The 23,710-nt window shown below is 33.6% G+C and carries 16 protein-coding genes and 3 tRNA genes; 8 read left to right on the top strand and 11 right to left on the bottom strand.

Annotated elements, in window-relative coordinates:
- Nucleotides 1-412: 412 nt before the first annotated feature.
- From EAH81_RS07385 to EAH81_RS07365, 5 genes are all read right to left on the bottom strand, one after another.
- Entirely contained in the window at nucleotides 413-1,318 is a 906-nt protein-coding gene (locus tag EAH81_RS07385) for an N-acetylmuramoyl-L-alanine amidase (protein ID WP_140505437.1), read from the bottom strand.
- Between the two features lie 34 nt (nucleotides 1,319-1,352).
- The gene (locus EAH81_RS07380) at nucleotides 1,353-1,922 is read right to left on the bottom strand and encodes a hypothetical protein (protein WP_140505434.1); all 570 of its coding nucleotides are present in this window, start codon (nucleotides 1,920-1,922) and stop codon (nucleotides 1,353-1,355) included.
- A gap of 42 nt (nucleotides 1,923-1,964) precedes the next feature.
- Entirely contained in the window at nucleotides 1,965-3,278 is a 1,314-nt protein-coding gene (rimO, locus tag EAH81_RS07375; RefSeq protein ID WP_140505432.1) for a 30S ribosomal protein S12 methylthiotransferase RimO, read from the bottom strand.
- Nucleotides 3,279-3,695: 417 nt separating this feature from the next.
- Nucleotides 3,696-5,255, bottom strand: coding sequence for an OmpP1/FadL family transporter (locus EAH81_RS07370; protein ID WP_140505429.1), 1,560 nt, complete (start codon nucleotides 5,253-5,255; stop codon nucleotides 3,696-3,698).
- Nucleotides 5,256-5,305: 50 nt separating this feature from the next.
- Entirely contained in the window at nucleotides 5,306-6,280 is a 975-nt protein-coding gene (locus EAH81_RS07365; protein ID WP_140505427.1) for a hypothetical protein, read from the bottom strand.
- Nucleotides 6,281-6,381: 101 nt separating this feature from the next.
- Here EAH81_RS07365 and proS point away from each other — a divergent pair, with 101 nt between their 5' ends.
- The 5 genes from proS (at nucleotide 6,382) to rpsT (ending at nucleotide 8,650) form a co-directional block, all read left to right on the top strand.
- Nucleotides 6,382-7,860, top strand: a complete 1,479-nt coding sequence (gene proS / locus EAH81_RS07360) for a proline--tRNA ligase (RefSeq protein WP_140505425.1) — start codon at nucleotides 6,382-6,384, stop codon at nucleotides 7,858-7,860.
- Between the two features lie 77 nt (nucleotides 7,861-7,937).
- Nucleotides 7,938-8,009, top strand: a tRNA-Glu gene (locus EAH81_RS07355).
- Between the two features lie 47 nt (nucleotides 8,010-8,056).
- Nucleotides 8,057-8,128, top strand: a tRNA-Glu gene (locus tag EAH81_RS07350).
- A gap of 43 nt (nucleotides 8,129-8,171) precedes the next feature.
- Nucleotides 8,172-8,243 (top strand) — tRNA-Glu (locus EAH81_RS07345).
- Nucleotides 8,244-8,398: 155 nt separating this feature from the next.
- Entirely contained in the window at nucleotides 8,399-8,650 is a 252-nt protein-coding gene (rpsT, locus tag EAH81_RS07340; protein WP_017495211.1) for a 30S ribosomal protein S20, read from the top strand.
- 434 nt (nucleotides 8,651-9,084) lie between these two features.
- On the opposite strand, the gene EAH81_RS07335 is transcribed toward rpsT, so the two are convergent.
- The gene (locus EAH81_RS07335; protein ID WP_140505423.1) at nucleotides 9,085-9,501 is read right to left on the bottom strand and encodes a response regulator; all 417 of its coding nucleotides are present in this window, start codon (nucleotides 9,499-9,501) and stop codon (nucleotides 9,085-9,087) included.
- 4 nt (nucleotides 9,502-9,505) lie between these two features.
- Nucleotides 9,506-11,215 (bottom strand): PAS domain-containing sensor histidine kinase, encoded by a 1,710-nt coding sequence (locus EAH81_RS07330; RefSeq protein ID WP_140505421.1) that lies wholly within the window; start codon nucleotides 11,213-11,215, stop codon nucleotides 9,506-9,508.
- A gap of 168 nt (nucleotides 11,216-11,383) precedes the next feature.
- Here EAH81_RS07330 and typA point away from each other — a divergent pair, with 168 nt between their 5' ends.
- On the top strand, nucleotides 11,384-13,180 hold the full coding sequence (gene typA / locus EAH81_RS07325) for a translational GTPase TypA (protein WP_140505418.1): 1,797 nt from the start codon (nucleotides 11,384-11,386) through the stop codon (nucleotides 13,178-13,180).
- A gap of 253 nt (nucleotides 13,181-13,433) precedes the next feature.
- Here the strand turns inward: typA and EAH81_RS07320 are convergent, their stop codons facing one another.
- Genes EAH81_RS07320 through EAH81_RS07310 form a run of 3 tightly spaced genes read right to left on the bottom strand, consistent with a single transcriptional unit; the run spans nucleotide 13,434 to nucleotide 17,529 of the window.
- Nucleotides 13,434-15,764, bottom strand: coding sequence for a T9SS type B sorting domain-containing protein (locus EAH81_RS07320; RefSeq protein WP_140505416.1), 2,331 nt, complete (start codon nucleotides 15,762-15,764; stop codon nucleotides 13,434-13,436).
- 13 nt (nucleotides 15,765-15,777) lie between these two features.
- Nucleotides 15,778-16,614, bottom strand: coding sequence for an ABC transporter permease (locus EAH81_RS07315; protein ID WP_140505414.1), 837 nt, complete (start codon nucleotides 16,612-16,614; stop codon nucleotides 15,778-15,780).
- Between the two features lie 3 nt (nucleotides 16,615-16,617).
- Entirely contained in the window at nucleotides 16,618-17,529 is a 912-nt protein-coding gene (locus EAH81_RS07310) for an ABC transporter ATP-binding protein (RefSeq protein ID WP_140505412.1), read from the bottom strand.
- A 106-nt stretch (nucleotides 17,530-17,635) separates the two neighbouring features.
- Here EAH81_RS07310 and EAH81_RS07305 point away from each other — a divergent pair, with 106 nt between their 5' ends.
- Together EAH81_RS07305 and EAH81_RS07300 are read left to right on the top strand one after the other, a co-directional pair.
- Entirely contained in the window at nucleotides 17,636-18,688 is a 1,053-nt protein-coding gene (locus EAH81_RS07305; RefSeq protein WP_140505410.1) for a hypothetical protein, read from the top strand.
- A 98-nt stretch (nucleotides 18,689-18,786) separates the two neighbouring features.
- On the top strand, nucleotides 18,787-19,647 hold the full coding sequence (locus tag EAH81_RS07300; protein ID WP_140505408.1) for a hypothetical protein: 861 nt from the start codon (nucleotides 18,787-18,789) through the stop codon (nucleotides 19,645-19,647).
- A 306-nt stretch (nucleotides 19,648-19,953) separates the two neighbouring features.
- Here EAH81_RS07300 and EAH81_RS07295 read toward each other — a convergent pair whose 3' ends face one another.
- Complete coding sequence (locus EAH81_RS07295) at nucleotides 19,954-23,688, bottom strand: metallophosphoesterase (RefSeq protein ID WP_140505406.1); 3,735 nt, start codon at nucleotides 23,686-23,688, stop codon at nucleotides 19,954-19,956.
- Between the last annotated feature and the right edge of the window lie 22 nt (nucleotides 23,689-23,710).

Raw genomic sequence — 23,710 nt, 5'->3', positions numbered from 1 at the left:
AATGTATTAATGAAACTTTCGGCAAAGTATTGAAACACAATATTGTCATTTCGAACGAGAAATCTCCATAAGTAACTCCGTGACAAGAATCCAATCTTTATCGAGCTTCTCGCGAAGATTTCTTATTCCTCGAAATGACAATATTGTGTCTAAGCTTTGCGACTTTGGAAGGAAGATTTGTGAAAATTTGTGTAATTTGTGGCAAAAGAAAACGTACAGGAAGAAGTAATCTTTTTAATCCTAATAAATCTCGAAATGAACTGTGTCTAAGATTTGCGACTTTGACAGAAAAATTTGTGGCAAAAGAAAACGCATAGTAAGGAATAATCTTTTTAATCCCTGTATCTGTGGCAAAAAAAAAGCGCGTTTCTAAATGTTTAGAAACGCGTTTTATATTATTAGTTGCTTTGTATTACTGAAGCTGTTTTTTGTAGATCGAGTAAATCGTGTCAATTGTTTTTCTGTCTAAAGTAGGCGTTACATCCGTTTGAATATAATGTAATTTGAAAGCTATAATTGCAGCCGAAAGATTTTTAGTATTATAACCAATAATTCTCAAAGCCTGTTCAATTTTAAAATCAAAAGGAGCTTCTTCCAGAACTTCGTCAGGCCAGATTCCAAAACCTTTTTCTGCTAAAGTTTTCCAGGGAAATAAAGCACTTGGATCCTGTTTTCTACCTGGAGCAATGTCAGAATGACCTAAAATGTTTTGTGTTGGAATGTTATATTCCTTTTTCAACTTTGTCAAAAGAGCAACTAAACTGCTTATTTGTGCTTCCGTAAAAGGTTTGAAACCATTATTGTCAAGTTCAATCCCAATAGAAGAAGAATTCAAATCAGTATTTTTTCCCCACGTTGATGCGCCGGCATGCCAGGCTCTTAAATAATCATTCAGCATCTGAATTACTTTTCCGTTTTCAGAAATAATATAATGAGCGCTTACCTGTGTTCTCGTTAAAGTAAACGTTTTAATAGTTTGCTGAATAGAATCTTGCGCCGTATGGTGCAGGATAATAAAACTAGGTTTTCTTAAATTAAAATTTACAGTACCAACCCATTCTGTATTAACTCCATTTAGTAAATAAGTAGATCCTGTTTTTGACAAGGTATCTTTTACAATCCCTAATTGTGAGGCATAAGAAGTATCAATAACAACAGGAGGAATAGGAGGAATTGCCTGCGGATCTTTACTTGTAATTTGATTCTCTAAGGTTTTAAGCTGCTGATCGTAAGCTTTTTCAGTGTTTTTATAAGGATTTGTAGAGCAAGAAGTAATAATAATTGCTAAAATCAGATAACAAAAATGTTTTTTTGACATGGTTACTTAGATTTTTAAGATGAGGTTCAAACAATTATTCTTGAATTTTTGCTGCTCCTGTATCTTCTTTTATTTCTTTTGTTTCTGAATCCTTATTATCCTTTTTCTTTTTTGATTTTGACTTTTTAATTTCTTTAAAGTTATTCATAAAAGCAGTGTACTTTTCTATTTGATCAGGATTTAAAAAAGCCGTTATTTTTTTAGTAGTACTTTCTCTTAAAGCTTTAATCTGTTCAATTTTTTGATCCTGACTGCTGCTTTCATTTTTTAAAAGAATTCCTTGCTCTCTCATGCTGTCTGCCAAAACGTTTGTGATAGCAATTGCCTGAAGTTCATCAAGGTTTACTTCCGGTTTCATTTGATCAACAATTTTAGCAGCCGTTTCTTCTACCGGAATTTCTTTAGGTTTGCTTGGCGCATTTTGCTGTTGACCAGCCATCATGCTTCGATCCATTCCCATTCCACCGCCTCTTCCATAGCCATTATTATTGCCATAACCGCCACCGCCGTAACCATTATTATATCCATTTCCGTATTGTGCCGAAGCAAAATTGAAACAGAACATAGTAAAAACCAAAAGAAAAAAAGATTGAGTAGGTTTCATAAAAATATATTTATCTAAAATTGATAATTCTTTAGCGTAAATTTAAGCAGGTTCTCCGTATAAATCAAATTCTGTAGCCTCTATTATTTTTATATTAACAAATTCACCAGTTTTTACGTAATGTTTAGATGCATCGATCAAAACTTCATTGTCAACATCAGGGCTATCAAATTCGGTTCTACCCACAAAATGAGCACCTTCTTTTCTGTCAATGATACATTTATATACCTGACCAACTTTTTCCTGATTCAAATCCCATGAAATTTGAGATTGTAACTCCATGATTTCGTTAGCTCTGGCTTGTTTTACATCATCCGGAACATCATCTTCCAATAAGTAAGCATGAGTATTTTCTTCATGAGAATAAGCAAAACAACCCATTCTGTCAAATTTCATTTCCTGAACAAAATCTTTCAAAATCTCAAAATCTTCCTGAGTTTCTCCAGGATATCCAACGATCAAAGTAGTTCTGATGGCCATTCCCGGAACCGCAGCACGAAAATCTTTCAATAACTGAGTAGTTTTAGCCTGAGTAGTACCGCGACGCATAGATTTCAAAATAGAATCTGAAATATGCTGCAACGGGATATCTATATAATTACAAATCTTTGGTTCGCGTTTCATTATTTCCAAAACATCCATTGGGAAACCAGTAGGAAAGGCATAATGCAAACGAATCCATTCAATACCTTCAACTTTTACCAAAGCTTCCAGAAGTTCAGCAAGATTTCTCTTCTTATAAATGTCAAGACCGTAATAAGTCAAATCCTGAGCAATTAAGATTAATTCCTTAACGCCATTTTTTGCTAAACCTTCAGTTTCTTTAACAAGTTTTTCAATAGTTTGCGAAACGTGTTTTCCACGCATAAGCGGAATAGCACAAAAACTGCAAGGTCTGTCGCAGCCTTCAGCGATTTTCAGGTAAGCGTAGTTTTTTGGAGTCGTTGTCAAACGTTCTCCTAATAATTCATGTTTATAGTCGGCACCTAATGCTTTCAATAATTGAGGTAACTCAGTTGTACCAAAATATTGATCTACATTCGGGATTTCTTTTTCTAAATCCGGTCTGTAACGTTCAGATAAACATCCTGTAACAAAAACCTTATCAACAAGTCCTTTTTCTTTTTTATCAGCATATTCCAAAATCATGTTTACTGATTCCGCTTTAGCATTGTCAATAAAACCACAAGTGTTGATTACGATAATGTTTCCTTCTCTTTCTGCAGGAGCTTCATGTTCAACTTCTTTTCCGTTTGCACGAAGCTGACCCATAAGCACTTCACTGTCATACACATTTTTCGAACACCCAAGAGTGATTACGTTAATTTTGTTCTTTTTTAAAGACTTGGTTCTCATACTTTTATAAATTGGAGTGCAAAATTACACTTTTTTATTCAAACACCGCTTGTTTCCTTTTCTTTTAGATGTTTTTTGTGAAGCCAATCTCCTGAAATTTCGGGATCGCTTGTATCTTTTTATTTTTAAAGGAAAAATAAAAAGGATACTCCCGAAGCGCAATGTCATTAAGTTAAGGGAATATCTATCCCGAAGCTTCGATACTTTGCTGAATAAATCTCGCGCAAAGGCACAAATCCGCAAAGAAAATCTATATAAACTTGGCGGCTTTGTGCCTTTGCGTGATTTTTTTTAGTCTTAACTGTCTAAAAAAGCTTAACTTAGTAACATTGCCCGAAGCGTCGGGATCATCACGGCTAAAAAAAAATCCGTCAAGTAACACCTGACGGAAATTTCAATTCATCTATTTATTCTTAATTACAATTCAAATAATAAAGTCAAAGAAACATTATTTAGTTTCGATGTAATGTTTGGGCCATCTGTAAATCCTATATCAAAAAATCCCGGATTTGATTTTCTTTCCAAATAAGAATAAGCCAGGTCTACTTTTGTTGCTCCAAAATTATAACCTAAACCTCCCGAATAACTGTTTAGATCTCCAATTGTAGTTCCGTTTTTATATGGACTTCCTTCAAAGCGGTAACCACCACGAAGGCTCAGTTGCTTTATTTTGTATTCGGCACCAACTCTTAATTCTCCATTGCTGGTTAATTGATTGCTAATTTGATTGTTAACACCTCTAAAGCCTGGGTCATTTGTTGGCTTGTATTTAGTATTTCCGTAATCTTTAATAGAGTAGTCTACACTAATTAAACCTGATTTTCCAAATACATAAGCTGCACTAAAAGTTGTTTTTCCAGGAGTTTGTAACGTGTAAGGCTCGTAAATGTTTACGACATCTGGGGCTACATCTGCATATTGTTCAGGTTGATTAATAGCTTGTCTATCTGTGAATAAGCTTTGGGAAGTTTCGTCGTAAAGATCATACCAGGTATTTGATTCGTAAGCTAAACCAAGACGGAAAGCTTCCGTAACTTTAGCAATAGCACCAAGTTGAAAAGAAAAACCATTTCCGTAAGTGTATAAATTGTTATTGAAAGTTGCTCGAGATATGGTTTCTGTTGCTGTCAATGGATTAATATTGGATTCGAAAAAGCTTGTTGATCTTCTGTAGTCAAGAACGTGAACATTTAAATTGGCTCCAAAATAAATTCTGTCCTTATATGAAGTTGCAATATTAAAACTTACCTTACTATTGTATCCACTTTCAGATATTATGTTATCTTGATAATAACTTCCTCCCGCAGGAACTCTTGTTGTGTAAGAATTAGTTGCATTATCGTAGCCGATAATTTTTCCTTGATAACCTAGATATGCTTGTTGAGCATTATATCCTGAAAGGTTTGGGTATTGCCCATTAGGAAGGTCAGATCCTAAATTTCTATAAGTATAAGTGTAGCTATCGTTATTAATAAGTCCAACAGGCACTGGCGCTCCACCATTACCATGATTTGCAAATTCTAAAAAATATGAATCTATAGAATTTGGATTTGTTCCTGCTGAAAAAACACTGTTGTCAAAGTTTTTTGTGTTTTCGTAAGTTGCTCCAATTACAATTTTTTTCCAACTGTTATTTGGGCTATGATCATGGAAAACAAAAACACCACCGGCTTGGTTTAATATAAACGAATTGTCTTTGTCGCTGGTTTGAGTACCAAAATAGTTAGAGTTATTCTTTGTAGCTTGATTGCTAAAAGTTATTCCAACCTGATTGTTAGAAAATATGGCAGATCCTGCAGGATTGACAGTTATAGCAGATAAATCTCCTCCAACAGCACCAAATGCACCGCTCATCGCTCTGAATCTTGCTGTTCCGGTTATGTTGTCTTGTGCATAGCGAATAGCATCAGATACTTCTTGTGAATGTGAGACGCTAACAGTTAGTCCTGTAATTAGTAGGAATAATATTTTTTTCATTTTGGGTAAGTTTTAGTTTGATTTTTCGATTCTGAACAGGGAAGAAGAGATTATCTTCTTCCTCCGCCCCCTCCACCGTAAGATCTTCCGCCACCGCCACCGCCACCAGATGATCTCATGCTTCCGCCGCCACCGCTGTTCATAGAACGTGATGGGCTAGGAGAGTAGCTTCTGGTTGGACTGCTATTGTTGTTATTGTAGTTGTAGCTTCTGTTTGTATTCGTATTGCTGCTTGATCTTCTGTTAGTGTAATCCGTATATTGAGCACTTGAACCTCTTCTGTTGGTGTAATTAGGATTAGTAGAATTGTAGTTTCTTCCGTTTACAGAATTACTTCTTCTGAAATCAGTATAACCATTTGATCGGTTTGTGTTGTAATTTCTATTTGTTGTATAGTTTCTATTTGTAGTGTAGTTTCTATTGTAGCCACCTCTGTTTGTAGTGTAGTTTCTGTTGTAGCCATAATTTCTTCCTCCATAATAAGCGGCAGAACCTCTTCTTCCGTAGTTATACGCATAGTTGTTGTATCCGTAATAAGGTCTGTAACCTGGGTAGCCCCATCCGCCACCCCAATATCCCGGGTATCCCCACGCATATCCAGGGTAACCCCAGTAACCTCCATATCCATAATAAGGATATCCAAATCCAAAACCGAATCCCATTGACCATGTTGGGTCAGAGTACACGTTTACAGAAACATCGGTGTTTGCACTTCCCCATGCAGGATATGCTGTAGCAGAAGCGGTTTGAGTACTGTCACTGTCAGCATAATTGCCATAACTGTCAACATCTGTAAAAATTTCAGTTGGCTGATTATCGTCTTGTAATGATTTAAAGTAATCCTTATATTGATTATTTGTATTGTTAGGTGCTTGAGCATACGTTCTTTGTGAGCCACCATATACACCATCATTGTCTTGGTAGGATGTATTTTGGTAAGAACCACACGATGCTAGTAGAAAACTCAATAATCCAATTAAGTAAAAATGACTTGAGTTTTGGCGGAGAGATGTAGAAGTTTTCATATCTGTGGTGTTTTTTATTGTTGCACATTACAAAAATAGTTAGTTTTGTCAAACTATTTAGTTAAAATAATTAAAACAAAATTTGTGCCAAACTATTCAATATGAGTAAGAACCTCACTACAAGATCAGAAGATTATTCGAAATGGTATAACGAGCTGGTTGTAAAGGCAGATCTAGCCGAAAATTCAGGCGTTAGAGGATGTATGGTTATTAAACCGTACGGATATGCTATTTGGGAAAAAATGCAGGCGGAGTTAGATAGAATGTTTAAAGAAACAGGACATCAAAATGCATACTTTCCTTTATTCGTGCCTAAAAGCATGTTTGAAGCAGAAGAGAAAAATGCAGAAGGATTTGCAAAAGAATGTGCTATTGTAACGCATTATAGATTAAAAAATGACCCGGACAGACCCGGAAAACTGATGGTGGATCCAAATGCTAAATTAGAGGAAGAACTTATTGTTCGTCCTACAAGTGAGGCAATTATTTGGTCTACCTATAAAGGATGGGTGCAATCTTATAGAGATTTACCTTTACTAATTAATCAATGGGCAAATGTAGTGCGTTGGGAAATGCGTACCCGTTTGTTTTTGAGAACTGCTGAGTTTTTATGGCAGGAAGGACATACGGCTCACGCTACAAAAGCAGAAGCGCTTGAGGAATCTGAAAAGATGATGAATGTTTATGCTGATTTTGCAGAAAACTTTATGGCAATTCCGGTTGTTAAAGGTATAAAAACAGAAACGGAACGTTTTGCCGGTGCTGATGAAACCTATTGTATTGAAGCTTTAATGCAAGACGGAAAAGCATTGCAGGCTGGAACCTCTCACTTTTTAGGACAAAATTTCGCAAAAGCATTTGATGTAAAGTTTGCTAATGCCGAAGGAAAGCAAGAACACGTTTGGGGAACTTCTTGGGGAGTTTCTACTCGTTTGATGGGAGCTTTGGTAATGACGCATTCTGATGATCAGGGATTGGTGTTGCCTCCTAATTTAGCGCCAATACAAGTCGTGATTGTTCCTATTTATAAAACAGATGAACAATTGGCAGAGATTACAACTGCAGTTAATGAATTGACAGCGAAACTGAAGAAATTGAAGATTTCGGTTAAATACGACGACAGAACAACTCAAAAACCAGGATTCAAGTTTGCGGAATGGGAATTAAAAGGAGTTCCGGTTAGAATTGCTGTTGGACCAAAAGATTTAGAAAACGGAACTTTTGAAGTCGCCAGACGAGATACATTGACAAAAGAGACCGTTTCTGGTGAAGGAATTGTTACTTATATAAATGATTTATTAGAACAGATTCAAGCTGATTTATTTAATAAAGCGTTAAACTATCGTAATACTCATATTACGGAAGTAAATAGTTTTGAGGAATTTAAAGAAGTTTTAGATGGTAAAGCAGGGTTTGTATCTGCACATTGGGATGGTACGGCTACGACCGAAGAGAAGATAAAAGATTTGACAAAAGCTACGATTCGTTGCATCCCTTTGGATGCTATTGAAGAGGCTGGAACCTGTGTATTTACTGGGAATCCGTCTTCAAAAAGAGTGCTATTTGCAAAGGCATATTAATTTTTTTTATTTTTTTTTGCATCAGGTATTGTACATCTTAAAAATAGTTGTATTTTTGCATCCGCATTAGAGAAGCAGGCCCGTTCGTCTATCGGTTAGGACGCATGGTTTTCATCCATGTAAGAGCGGTTCGATTCCGCTACGGGCTACTACTTTTTTTGTGCAAAATTGTTCTTTAAATATTGAGAATAAAAATGGCCCGTTCGTCTATCGGTTAGGACGCATGGTTTTCATCCATGTAAGAGCGGTTCGATTCCGCTACGGGCTACAATATTCAATTTTTAAAAATTGAAGAAAACTTAGAAGAATATGGTCTGTTCGTCTAGGGGTTAGGACTCCAGGCTTTCGTCCTGGTAACAGGGGTTCGATTCCCTTACAGACTACTGAAATTAGTTGTGAATAAGTTTTATAAAATAAAAGTTGGTGTCTCGATTTTTGTTTTATTAGTTAAAACCAAAGTGATTGTTATGCAATTGTGGGAGGTTTTTCTTTTTTAACTAGTATATATAATAATTATTACATCTAAAATTAAAAGAAAATGGCAAATCATAAGTCAGCATTAAAAAGAATCAGAAGTAACGAAAAAAGAAGAGTTCTTAACAGATATCAGCATAAAACTACTCGTAATGCTATTAAAGCGTTAAGATTAGCTACTGATAAAGCTGATGCTTCTTCAAAATTATCAACTGTAATTTCTATGATTGATAAATTAGCTAAAAAGAACATCATTCATGATAATAAAGCTTCTAACTTGAAGTCTAAATTAACTAAACATGTTGCTAAATTGTAATTAACTACAATTTCCTAAAAATATAAAGTCCTCTTTTGAGGACTTTTTTTTGTTTAAAAGTCAAAGCAGAATTTAAGGATCAACGCTAAAACCTGTGGAGCTATAAATTAGGGATGAATTTTACCGCAAAGGGCACTAAGATTTAATTTTACTTTATGCATGCAAATACAAAGTTCATAAAGCTAGATCTAGATAAAGCTTTGTGAACTTTGTATTTGTATGCACATTACAGATGGATGACTTAGCGTGCTTTGGGATAAAATTATTTACAATACAAAATGTTTTATGTTTCCCTACAGGTTTTTGTGTTTGAACCATTTTTAAGTAGAATATCCAAATAAAAAATTCCAAATTCCAATATTTACGCTTGATTAACTTAGGCGATCAATATTGGAATTTGGAATTTTTTATTTGGAATTTATTCCCGTAGGGAATTAAATGTCGATTTTCTTTTTAAGATATTCCAGCATGGGTTGTGTGATAGGTTTTGAAAGAAAATCAATTATGATTGGATATTTTTTGGCTTTGGCTAAATCGTCAGGATCAATTGTAGAAGATAAAACAATGACATTTGCTGTTTTGTTGAATTCGGCGTAATCTGCAGAAGTAAAATGATCTAAAAACTCCCAACCGCCCATAACGGGCATGTTTAGGTCCAGAAAAATCAGTTCGGGTTTTTTGTTAACCTTGTTTTTATTGTTGGTATATTTTAAGTTGTTGAAGTGATGAAGAGCTTCTTCTCCGTTTTGAGCCGTAATAATTTCATTCGAAAATTCGGATTTTGCAATTACTTTTTTGCATAACATCAATGTGATAGGGTCATCGTCAATGCACAGAATTTGTTCGAGCATGATTTTAATTTTTAAATGTTATTGTAAACGTGGTGCCTTTATTGACTTCACTGTCGATGCTGATTGTTCCTCCCATGGTTTCAACCTGTGACTTTACAAGATATAACCCTAGTCCTTTACTATCCGGGTAATTATGGAATCTTTGGTATAGTCCAAAAACTTTATCACGATTTCTTTCTAAGTCAATTCCAATTCCGTTGTCCTTAAAAGTTAGTATCGCTTTGTGATCTATTTGTTCTGCAGTAATAGAAATTTTTAATTTTCTATTCTCTGATTTATATTTTATTGAATTAGTGAGCAAATTAAGTAAAATACTTTCAATGTAAGCTTTATTAGTGTTTAATAATGGAACCCGATCAAATTTTAGTTTGATAATTGGTTTATGCAGTTCAATTTGAAATGATAGTTGACTAAATACATTTTCGAAAACCTCTTTTAAAGAAACTTCCTCTTTTTGCATCGATGGGTTGTCTTTAATGATGATCACTTTTACTAAATCATTTATAGTTTCGTTTAATAAATGTGTAGATTTAGTGAAACCGGTCAAAATTTCTTCAAGCTCTTCATTTCCTATCGGAATATCCTCGATAAGATTTAACAGTCCTATTAAATTAGATAATGGAGCTCTTAGGTTGTGCGATGTGATATAAGAAAATTGTTTTAAATCTTTATTGTTTTGAGTTAGCTCGCGAATCAAATGTTCTTTTTCTGTTTCGAGTTTCTTTTCGTCTGTAATGTCTCTTTGTATGGAGATCCAGTGCGAAATAATTCCTTCATTATTAAAAATTGGAATCATGGAAAATCGGACATAGTATTCTTCCTTTTTCTTAGTGTAACTAATGGTTTCGATTAGGCATTCCTCTTCATTTTTTATAGCTCTAAGAAGTTTTTTTAATTCCTCAGAGTCAGATTTAGGACCTTTGAAAATATTTGGGGATTTTCCAATAATCTCATTGGATTGATATCCTGACATTTGTGAAAACGCCGGGTTTACATATACTATTTTTGGTATTCTGCGATCTGCTGAATTTGCTTCTGTAATTAATATAGAATCTTTGGATTGTGTGATTACCGTTTCTAAAAGTTTTAATCGCTGTTCTTCTTCTTTTTGTTTTGTAATATCCTGAATGGCTCCAATCATTCTGATGGCTCTTCCGTTTTCGTCTTTTAATAAAAAACCTCTGTCCAGAACATATTTATAGCTTCCGTCGGCACATCTGAAACGATATTGATCTTGCCATTTCTCTGTTTTTTGCTCGATAAAAGAGTATAATTTAATAGACATTCTAATGCTGTCTTCAGGATGAATTTTGTCAAACCACCATTTTGATGTCTTTCCGACTTCGGCTGGATTATAGCCAAAAATCCCTTCGATTCCTTTATTCCAATTAATGCTGTCTTCCTGAATTTTCCAATCCCAAATTGTATCACTTGTTGCTTTTGCTACAATGTCATATTTTTCATTTGATTCTTTAATTTCTTCATTTGATTCTTTTAATTTTTTGAAAACTGCAATGTTTTTTTTCTCGTTTTTGGATAGTATGTAGTTGAAGAATAGAGCTGTACTTATGATGAAAAAAATATCTTTAAAGAAAAAAACTAAATAATATTCGGTATTGGAAAAATAAGTAGTAAGTATTTTATGACAGACAATCGCCATAAATAACGATATGATAATATAGACTAGAGTAATTTGGATAGTTTTACTTTTCATTACTCAAATATAGTTAAATTAAGTATAATTAAACAATAAGAAAAGTTCAAATTACACTTAAATTAATGCTGTTTTTGATGAACTAATGACTTGTATATACGCAAACTATCCCAGAAACGTTTTTTATATCAAAATAAAGTGTACCTTTGCACCCATTAAAAATCACAGATGGAATCTATTAGAAATATTGCAATTATTGCCCACGTCGATCACGGTAAAACCACTTTGGTTGATAAAATTATGTATCACTGTCAATTATTTCGTGACAACGAAAATACAGGTGATTTAATTCTTGATAATAACGATTTAGAGCGTGAGAGAGGTATTACTATTACTTCTAAAAACGTTTCGGTTCAATATAAAGGAACAAAAATCAATATTATCGATACTCCTGGCCACGCGGATTTTGGAGGTGAAGTAGAACGTGTATTGAACATGGCCGATGGTGTATGTTTGCTAGTGGATGCTTTTGAAGGTCCAATGCCACAAACTCGTTTTGTATTACAAAAAGCTATTGACTTAGGTCTTAAGCCATGTGTTGTTATCAACAAAGTTGATAAAGAAAACTGTACTCCTGAAGAAGTTCATGAAAAAGTTTTTGACTTAATGTTTGAATTAGGTGCTGAAGAATGGCAATTGGATTTCCCAACTGTTTATGGTTCTGCTAAAAATAACTGGATGTCTGATCATTGGGAAAACGTAACTGATAATGTTGAAGCATTATTGGATATGGTTGTTGCAAATGTACCAGCTCCTAAAGTTTCTGAAGGAACACCACAGATGTTGATTACTTCTTTAGATTTCTCAGCCTTTACAGGTCGTATTGCTATTGGTCGTCTTGAAAGAGGAATTCTTAAAGAAGGTATGCCAATTTCTTTGGTAAAAAGAGATGGTAAAGTAATAAAATCAAGAATTAAAGAATTACATACTTTTGAAGGTCTTGGACGTAAAAAAGTAGAAGAAGTTATTGCTGGTGATATTTGTGCGATTATTGGAGTTGAAGGTTTTGAAATTGGAGATACAATCGCTGATTTTGAAAATCCTGAAGCTTTACAAACTATCGCAATTGATGAGCCAACAATGAGTATGTTGTTTACAATAAACGATTCACCTTTCTTTGGTAAAGAAGGTAAATTTGTAACTTCTCGTCATATTAGAGAAAGATTGACAAAAGAATTAGAGAAAAACTTAGCGATGAAGTTAGGTGAAACTGATTCTGCGGATAAATTCATGGTTTTTGGTCGTGGAGTACTTCACTTATCTGTTCTTATTGAAACAATGAGAAGAGAAGGGTATGAGTTGCAAATTGGTCAGCCACAAGTTATCATCAAAGAAATTGATGGTAAAAAATGTGAGCCAATTGAGGAATTAACTATCGACTTACCAGAATCACTTTCAGGTAGAGCAGTAGAGTTTGTTTCTTTCCGTAAAGGAGAAATGTTGAGTATGGAAACTAAAGGGGAACGCATGATCATTAAATTTAATATTCCATCACGTGGAATTATTGGATTGCGTAATCAATTGCTTACTGCAACAGCTGGTGAGGCTATTATGGCTCACCGTTTTATTGGATACGAACCTTACAAAGGAGAAATTGCCGGACGTAACAAAGGTTCATTGATTTCTATGGAAAAAGGAAAAGCGATTCCTTATTCTATCGATAAATTGCAAGATCGTGGTAAGTTTTTTGTTGAACCAAATGCTGAGATTTACGAAGGTCAGGTAATTGGAGAAAACTCTCGTGCTGATGATATGTGTGTAAACGTAACTAAAGAGAAAAAACAATCAAACGTTCGTTCTTCTGGAAATGATGAAAAAGCAAGAATCATCCCGCCAATTATTTTCTCTCTTGAAGAAGCTTTAGAGTACATTCAAAAAGATGAATATGTAGAGGTTACACCAAAATCTATTCGTTTGAGAAAAATCTATTTGACAGAAACTGATAGAAAAAGATTTAAATTCTAAGAATTTAATTTTCAATATAAAAATCCCAAATTCCTTAATGGAGTTTGGGATTTTTTTATGTTAGAACTGGAATTTAGGAGAAGAACTGGAATTTAAGATTTCTCAAATCCAATTTGTTTATAAAGTGATATGTTTCGATTCTGGGCTTCTTAAATGTGGATTCTAAACTATGGATTGGAATTCCTTAAATCTGAATTTTTATAAAGAAATATATGGTAATTTGAAATTTTCTAAATTTGGAATTTCAGCAAAATTATCTCTTTAAGCTAAAATGACCTTTAATACCTGTTCCGTTTTCAAGAATTAAGGTAAACCAATAGTCGTCTGATGGTAGTTGCTGACCACTATAAGTTCCATTCCAGCCTGCACTGTTTTGGTCCATTTGTTTCAATAGTTTTCCGTAACGGTCAAAAATAGATACTTTATAAGGCGGAAGCTGATCGAAATCTTTTACAAACCATAGATCATTAAATCCATCTCCGTTAGGTGTAAAAAACCGTGGATAATCCAGAACATAGAATAAAAAGGTATTAGATATACCGCATCCATTTTTGTCTCTTGCAACTGCGTTGTATATACCAGGAGTTACTTTTGTAAACGTTGGGCTGTCTTGATAAGCAATTCTGTCTATTGAGAATTCATAATTTCCAGTTCCTGTATATTCTATTGAAACGGAGTTGTCAGCTCCCGAAAAGTCTTTTACAACCACGTTTGTTATTATTGCAGGTTCAGATCCAATTAACTTAAATTTTTTAGTTTTCTCACAACCATTGGCATCTTTTACAGTTACAGAATAATCTCCGGCCACATCAACATCGATTTGATTTTGGTCGCTGCCAGTATTCCATAAATAACTGCTAAATCCTGTTGCAACAGCTAATATTATATCATCTCCTTTGCATAAAATTTTGGATTCATCTTGAAAGTTAGGCGGATCAAAAGTATTTACAACAAGCGGCACAGTTGTAATGCCGTAACAATCTGGTCCGTTAATAATTCGTACATAAATGGTCTGATTAAAAGCAGTAGTGTTTTTAAAGAGATTTGGCAACCTGTTTGTGTCAGTTAAAGCATCATTTTGAGTGAGGTAGTAATAAGGTACTAGTCCGTTTGGTAAGCCCGTAAGAACTTGTGGAGTAACTTCGGCGGCAAGATCAAATTGGTAAAAACCATCTTGTTTATCATCTTGATCACAAGTTGCAATTGGATTTTGAGTTGGAATTGTTGAAGCTGAAATTTGTAATGTTACTTCAGCCGTTTTGTAACATCCGTATTTATTCTCGATTCTTGCAAAGACAATTTGATTGGGTGTTTTGTTAGTATATTTTTCCGGAGTTAAAATAGGATTTGTCTTGTTTTGAGCGTCTGCTAATTGTTCGTAATAACCCTTGTTTGCAATTTCAGAAACATTGTTTTTTACAATGTTATCAACTTTTGTTAAGTCAAAAACATTAATTCCATCGGTATTATCGTCACATTGAATTAAAGAAGTATCTGTTGATAAAATTTCTGCAGCAAATTCAAGCGTAATCTGTCCTGTTAGTACACAAATTGATGGTGTTAGCGTAGCTACAACTTTATAGGTTCCAGATTGTGTTGGAGTATATTTTGGACCGTTTGCACCATTAATTAACACACCGTCTTTATACCATTTATAATCATAAGTGCTTGCTAATTTTGTATCTAAAATTATAGGTTGTCCGTAACAAACCGGATCATTGTTTAAGGATGTCTGATCTGGTCCAAAGTCAATTTTAGATGAAAAACTACCTGCCTCAAGAAAAACTGCTGAATCATAGTATTGATTATCATCATCGGCAATAACGAGTTTTATATGGTATTTTTTTCCTGCAACTACTTTAGTTTGCGCGTTCATTTCGATAACTTGACCTGCATAATTTATTGGGCTTGACGCAGAGTTTAAACCTTTAAAATAGTTTTCGTTTACAGCATCACAACCGTCATATGTATCTCCGTTAGGTGTTTTACCAGGTTCAATTTTTGGACGAACTTTAGTTGAGGAAACCGGTTCAGTAGTATTGGGCAAAACTGCTAGATTTTGATAAGGATCGCTGGTTCCGGCTTCTTTTATTAAAAAAGCAAATCCATCTGAATATTGACAGGGAAAAAAATATTGATATTCATTGGAAGCAAAAATATAATTGAAACTAAGAAAATCAGTTAGTGGAACAAAATCGAATTCTAAGGAAGTAGCATTTATAGAATTAATTCCCAAAATTTGATTTAAGTCAGTGTCACCTATCCAATTTGTACTACCACCTCCAATACTGGTAAAAAAAGGTCCAATTGCATTTCTACTTGTAGAAGTCGTTAAAACGACCCCTTCGGAAAAAGGAAAACTGCTGCCATTTGCATTAAAATAGGCAAAACTATTTTGTCCCGGAGTAAAAGTATCTCCACTTCCGGTTGTATTTGAAATAGAAACGCAAGAACTATTGACTAAGATATTGTCAATTAATTCTTGCGGTGTTTTTTGATCGTTTATACTTATATACTGTGCATTTATCTTAGAAGATAAGCAACTTAGAAAAAGAACAAGTAAAAGGCATATATAACGATTCATAGAAGCAAATATACTATAAATCTCGATTTTTTAATAATTTATAAGAAAAGTATGTAAATAAAAATGTCCAGCCCAAAACAATTAAAATAGAAAGATAGTGTACGCTATAATCCTTAATATTTTCTACCCCTATTTGGGTTCCAATGCTTCTTATTACCGAAAGTCTTGAAAAAGGTTCAATGATTAAATTAGACATAGCTTCGAGAGGAAGAAATTGCATAATATAATCGCCTGTATTACTGTCCGGGAAAACTTTAAAAACTAAAAGACCCTTTAGAACGCCTTCGATTATACTCCAAACCAATAGAAATCCCAAAGCAAAAGCAGAACGTTTTACTAAAATTCCTAAAAATAAGCAGAAAGAAAAGAAACCAATTAGTTTTACAAAAAAAGCTAATAGATAATCTAAATTCATAAAAACGACATCAAGTTCTGTATAAGATGAAAAGCTGAAACCTAAAATTAAACTCATCACAAAAACAAATACGGTCGAGCATAATGCAAAAAGAACTACAGTCAGGAATTTTGATAAAATAAATTCTTTTTTGCTTAAACCGTCAATTAAATTTTGTTTTAAAGTTCCGTAGCTATATTCGTTCGCCATCATGGAAACGATAACAATAGCCAGAAAAAATTTTAACCATGCAGCAACATAAGTATTGAAATGCCAGATATATGGGAAGTTAAAAATACCCATTTCGGCCACATGAAATTTAAACGGACCAATGTCAAATTTTATCGAAGCGATTAACGCAATAAACGAAAGTAAAATGAAATAAGTTAAGGTAAGGACTTTACTGGCTTTGTTTTTCCAGATTTTTTGTAATTCTATAGATATAAGTCTTTTCATGGCTTAGTTGGTTTTGGTAGTAGCGTTTTTGGTTAATTCTAAAAATTGTGCTTCCAGACTGTTTTTACGTTTTACTAAATGACTTAATGCAATATTTTTAGAAAATAAATACTGATTTAGTTCTGAAGCTGATAAGTCTGATTTTAAGTAAACCAAAATTTTCCCATCTTCTTCCGTAATTCTGTCAACAGCTTCATGATTTTGTAAAACCGATTTTAATGCTAAATTATCATTGGCCTGAAGTTCAAAGAAACCTTCATTTGCAGACATGCTATCAACTGAACCGGAATATAGAATTTCGCCTTTTCTTAAAACAATCACATGAGAACATACTTTTTCGACTTCATCCAATAAATGTGAAGCCAATAAAATTGTCGTTCCTTGTGAGGCAATTTTTTTAATAATATCTCGAATCTGGTGAATTCCCTGCGGATCCAAACCATTCGTAGGTTCGTCTAAAATCAAAATTTCAGGATCATTTAAAAGTGCCGAAGCTATTGCCAAACGCTGTTTCATTCCTAACGAAAAAGTACTGAACTTGCTGTCTTTTCTTTCGCTTAAACCTACAAGATCCAGTTTTTCGCTTATTTTAGAATAATTGATGCTTTTTATTTTGCAAACCAATTTTAGGTTTTCTTCCGCCGTCATGTACGGATAAAAGTTAGGTCTTTCTATAATAGCGCCTACTTTTTTTAAGGCTTCATGAGTTTGAATTTTTCCATCAAACCAGCTATAATTACCGGAAGTTTTATTTACAACATTTAGTACAATTCCTAAAGTAGTTGATTTTCCACTTCCGTTAGGTCCCAGAATACCGTAAACACGGCCTTTTTGTATTTTAAAAGATACATCCTTTAGAGCTTGAATGCGCCCGTATCTTTTGTGAAGATTCTCAATGGTAAGTATGGTTTCCAAATTTATTCGGTTTTAGTTTTATGTATGACGATTCAACTTGTTTATTGTTACGCTAAATTCTAACTTTAAAATGAATTAATGTAAATTTGTATTAAAGATATTCAAAATGAGCGAACCTTTAATGGTTTTAAAAAAACCTTCCTATCCTTTAACGCAATCGCTTTTAAGTTACCTGGAACGATACGAACGCATCTCGAAAGTATCGGTGTTCTATGACGACTTATTGCGTTTTTCAGGTTCTATAAATGTATATGATAAAAATGAAACAGATACATTATGGATTAGGGTTTATTATAGCGAATTTGAAAGAAATGAAATCGATTTGAATCTGAAAAAAATATATTCGCTTTTACATTCTGATGGGAATAGTGAAATTATTCAGTTTCTAAATATTGATGCAATTGATTATTGCACTTTCGGAAACTCGAAACCTTTCAGGATTAAAGTCCGAAATATTCTCAATGATAATTACGTGCACTTTTATATTAAAAAAGCAGACGCTTCGAGAATTTACGGATTAGAATTAGAAGACATTCTTTCGCCGGATAAAATCAACTTTTTGGTTTATAAAGACACTCTTATAGAAGAACATATTATTGGTATTCCTGGTGATGTTTTTATGGATACTTTGTTGGATAATTGTACCGAAATGGAAAAATCACAAATCGCAAAAGAATTTGTCAAGTTCAACGAACGCTGTATGATTCGGCTTTTGGGAGATATGCGTGCGTATAATTATGTAATTGTACCAATTCACGATTTTGATCAGGTTGTATATAAAATTCGTCCAATTGATTTTGATCAGCAATGTTATGAAGGTAATTTTAAAGTATATCGTCCACAGTTTTTCAAAGAAAATTATCCAATGATTAAATTAATTAAAGAGAAACTGGAAGAACGTTCCATAATTCAATATAAAGACGAAGAAAGGGCAATTCTCGCAAAACGTATTCACTCTGCCGAAAACAGAATCAAGAAATTATTAAATATTATGTGTCACGATACCATTTCGACAGAAGAACATTTGAATCAACTAAAAATGGAATTATACCGTTATACCAATGATATGAAATTCAAAAATGCAAAATCAATGGGACATGTTATGTATGCAGCTTTTGAGTTTATTACACGCAACTTTAAAAACACAAATTTGATTTAATTTTTCACCATATAAGTTATATAAGTCAATTTAAGAAGTTGCTTTATATGAACTTATATAACTTACATGGTTTAAATTGAACTTAAATATTTAAAATTATGAAAAAGTTTTTTTTACTAGGAGTTTCTATTGCTTTATTGGCTTGTCAACAAGAATCTAATACTAATTTTAAGACACTTTATTCGCTTCCTAAAAAGCTAAAAGAAGTTTCAGGAATTACGTATTTCCCCGAAACTAATTTGATTTATACCATCGAAGACAGTGGAAATGCAAATAAAATCTACGCGATAAATTCAGATGGAAAATTAGATAAAGCCATCACCATTACAAATGCAACAAATGTAGATTGGGAAGATATTACAAAAGATAAAAGTGGTAACATTTATATCGGCGATTTCGGAAACAATGCTAATGAGCGCAAAGATTTATGCATTTATAAAGTCAATAAAAATCAGCTGAATAAAGATTTGGCTGTAGCCGAATATAAAATCTCTTTCTCGTATCCCGAACAAACCGAATTTCCTCCAAAGAAAAAAGAATTGTTTTACGATGTTGAAGGCTTTTTTGAACACGGAAATTACTTTTACCTTTTTACAAAAAACAGAAGCAAGAATTTTGATGGAACGGCTTTTATCTATAAAATTCTAAATGCACCCGGAACACAAAAAGCAACCAAAATAGGGGAGTTTAAAACCTGCAATAATTACAATCATTGTGTTTTAACAAGTGCCACAATAAGCCCTGATGGAAAAAAAGTAGTATTACTAAGTCATGATAAAATTGTTTTATTCAAAGATTTCAAAGGCGATTTGTTCCATAAAGGCACTCAAACCGAAATAAAACTTGATCACTTTTCGCAAAAAGAAGCAATAGTTTTCAAAGACAATAACACCTTACTTATCGCCGACGAAAAAACAAACAAAATAGGAGGAAAGATGTATGAGTTTAAGTTAAAGTAGCTAAGGACTAAGGTTCTGAGACACTAAGTTTCTGAAAAAAGTTTGCCACGAATTTCACGAATTTTCACAAATTCTTTTTTAAAAACTATACACGGCTTTAAAAAGTTAGCCACGAATTCACGAATTTTTATTACAAATAATTCGTGAATTCGTGGCTAATATAATTTGTGAAAATTTGTGCAATTTGCGGTTAAAAAACCTTTGATATTTTGAACTTTATGCGTAAAGTATAATTCGTGAAAATTTGTGAAATTCGTGGCTAAAAAAACTTAGAATCTTAGCAACTCAGAACCTCAGGGCCTTTTCCTAAAAACTATATGCTGCTCCAAAAATAACCCTTCCGGTTTCATCAGGAGATTTAAAGTAAGAGATTCTTGCAGTCAAAACATTAATGGCATTTAACCAAAGTCCGCCACCATAATCCTGATGCCATTTTCTGGAACTTTCACCGTCAAGCCAAATTCTTCCGTAATCAAAACCACCCAGAATTCCGTAGGTTAATGGAGCTATAGTACGCTGAATTTTACCAATCGTAAAACGCAAATCTGAACTTTGAGAGAAATAAGAACTTCCTAAGAAACGTTCGTTTCTGTAACCACGCAAATCAGTATCTCCGCCCAAAGTAGCACCTTGATAAAATTCGTAGTTATTATTCAGAATAGCTTTTCCTTTAAAAAGAGTAGCCAGAACTAATTTTCCGTTGTGATCAATTTTATGAGTGAACCCTAGTAAGCTTTCAAGAGTTGGGAAGTTTTGTTTGGTGTCATCCAAATTCGCCATCCAGGTAGCTGAAATCATAAAGGCAACGCCTAAAGTTGGTTTTGCAGCAAAATCAGCATTTTTAAATGAATATTTAACTTTGGCACCACCATAAACCTGACTATCAAAAACCATTGGATTTATAATACCCGGAGTGTCAATAAATCTGTTTTCAGTTTCTTCAACACGCATTTGCTGCAACATTGGCTGAATGATAAATTCACTTCCGTAACGTCCAACATGTCTGATAGCTCCTGCAACATTGAACTTCTGAATACGAACACGGTTATAATCCATTCCTAACGCATCTGTGTTGTTAGCAGTTTCATTTCCATATCCAAAATAGTTCATCGCAAAATTTGGAGTAGTATATTGTGATTCCACATCGATAACCCATTTACCCAATAATCCCGGAAAATGCGCTACATAATTAAATTCTAAACCTCCGGTTGCAAAATAATAGAAACCGTTTAAAACGTGTCTTTGTGTATATGGATTCTGCTTGAAATTGTTAACCGTATAATTTAAGTTGAAACCTACTTTTACGCCATCATCAGGGTTATAACCAATATTAGGAAGCCCTGAAACTACATTATACTTAGGTTTTTCGTAGTTGTATAAGTTTACATCGTAATCATCTGTTAGTTCAGTTTTTGTTTTAGAATCAAGATTATACGTGTTGTTTTTTGATTTGAAATCATAGACAATAACTCTTTTTCCGTTTTCGATGTTATAAGTGTCGTTATTTTGACCGCCAATTAAACGAATTTTAATACTTGATTTTTCTTTTCCGGTAACCTCAAAAACATCAGAATCATCTAAACCATAAATCCATAAATTAGAAGTTTTTGCGTCAGTAACGGTTTTAGTATAGACCAATTCATCGCCTTCTTTTTTAACTCGGTAAACCTTAATTTCAAGGCTTTTCTTCGCATTGTGATTGATCACAAATTTGTCTTTTTTATCCGTTCCCGCAATCATTACCGTATGGCTTAAAACATCAAAATAAGTAGAAGCATATTCTTGAAGTTCCTTTTTTCGGCTTCTTAATTTTTGTTTTATATCTTCAATCGTTTCATCCTGAACTTCTTTCGGTAAGTTTTTAAAAGCTTCGTCAATATCTTTATCTGATAAATTTTCCTGAATATATTTTGCCTGACCAATCCAGTCCTTTTCTTCTGCGGTTTTCAAGAAAGCCAGATCCATAGGATAAGGTTCCCTGTTGATCCACTTTACATTGTCGATTTTACTTTTAAAAGTTCGTTGATGACGAAGCGCAGGAATATTCATTAAAAGAGAAAGCAAAGTTCCGTCATATTTGGCAAAAGCCTGATCACGGTCACGCGGAATTGGTTTATAAACAATTTTATCTCCAATTTTGTGTTCTGCCCAACGCCACTGATCACTGTGTCTGTCCCAATCACCAATAAGCATATCAAACAAACGCGCTTTTATATATTCATTTTGATCAACACTATATTTTTCGTCCTTATGGAGATTTTTCATCATATCCTCGGTACTGATAATATTAGTTGGATTCCCAAAGTTTTTAGCGTCCAAATGATTATCTGCAGGTCTTTCTTCCACCATATATAATCCGTCTCCAAAATTCGAATTAAATTCTTTTAAGGCGTTTTGTTTCGGAATATAATATAAAACCGGATTTGTATGCAAAATGCCAAGTTTATCAGCCATACTTCCAACTGCAAAAGGAGTGTAAGGATGAGATGTAGTGTAGAAATCCAATAAAAAATCCTCAGCATAAGTGTCTGCAAAGTCATTTACAACATACTGATCTTTAAAAGCAACGGATTGTAAAAATGCTGTTGCACTTTTTTTCATCGCACGCATAACATATTCTCTTCCTTTAGGATCTGACATTCGCAATGAAATGGATTGATGTCCTCCGCCTTCGCGAATAGGTTTTAAACCTCCCATTAAAGTATCAAGAGTGGCTGTTTTGGCTTCAATTGGCAAACTATAATATTTTCTGTAATGATTCCCGAATAAAAATTTATGAATAAAACTCTTTTGCGTCATTTTTTCAGAATAAATTGAAGTTGTGATTTTTGGAGGGAAATTATTCGGAATATCTTTGGCCCAGTTAATTTCCTTGGCTTTTATAATTTCGTGTTCAAAAAGTTGTTTTTCTTTGTTGTTTTCATTTCCAAAGTAAGTCACTTTTGCGTCACCACTTTTAAATAAAGTAAGTGTTGCATAACCATTTCCTCCATAAGAAAATTCAGTTGGATTTATAGCTCTTGCAGCTTCAGATTTTGATCCGGCACCACTAATTATTTGCTGTATATTTTCCTTGTTAACATACTGAAGATTATGATCGTGCCCCGAAACTACAATCACGTTTTTTTGTTTCTGCAAGAGTGTTTTAATTCGCTTGACATAAATGGTATATTGCTTATTCTGAATATCCTGAGGACTTGCACCGGAAGTTTTGCGCAGTAAGTTGATTACAGAACCAATTACCGGAAGCGGAATTTTTTGTTCCAACGGAAACAATTGTTTTTCTAATGAATATTGACCACCGTGAGATCCGTTGCTCATCAATGGATGATGAATGGCAAGAACAACCGTTTTTTCCTGATTTTTATTTAAAATATTTTCCAGTTCGTCAAAAAAGTCTTCTCTGGTTTTAATATCGCAATTGTCATTTATAGTAGGATGATTATCCCAGTCTTCCAGAAACCATTCACTATCGATAGTAACTAAAGTCGTTGTGCTGTCGATTTTTACATCTTCTATGGGGCAGCTTTTTCGGGGTAAAAAAGCTTTTTTGTCATTAAGATATTTAGTCACAAAATCAGCCTGGCGTTCCAGTCCTTTGATACCATTATACCAATCATGATTTCCCGGAATAAAGATTGTTTTTCCTTTAAAGCCTTCCGTCAATTTTAATTGATTTTTCAATTTTGTTTCTGCCAAAGCTTTGTCTGAAGCATTGTCGTTTGCAGGAAAACCTTTAGGATATATATTATCACCTAAAAATAATAAGGTAGCTTTTTTATTTGATTTTTTCAGCTTTTGATGCAACAACTCAAGTGTTTGCTGCGCTTGTACTTCATCAGCATTTCCAGCATCTCCAACTAAATAAAAAGTATGTGCAATTTTTATAGTATCAGTTGCGTTTTCCGTTTGGTTTGCGCTAACATTTTTCCCATATTGTGCTTTATGTGTGGCGCACGAATAAACAAATAACAATACCATTATTGCCAGGGAACAAGTTTTAATCTTAGTAATAAAATGATTATCCGAAAACAATTTCATAATTTAGTAGTATAAAAATATT

It is taken from the genome of Flavobacterium pectinovorum (genome assembly GCF_006438875.1).
In the GTDB taxonomy this organism is placed as follows: Bacteria; Bacteroidota; Bacteroidia; order Flavobacteriales; family Flavobacteriaceae; genus Flavobacterium; species Flavobacterium pectinovorum_A.
The sequence above is the reverse complement of the archived record's forward strand: the minus strand, read 5'-3'. Positions and strand labels throughout refer to the sequence as shown.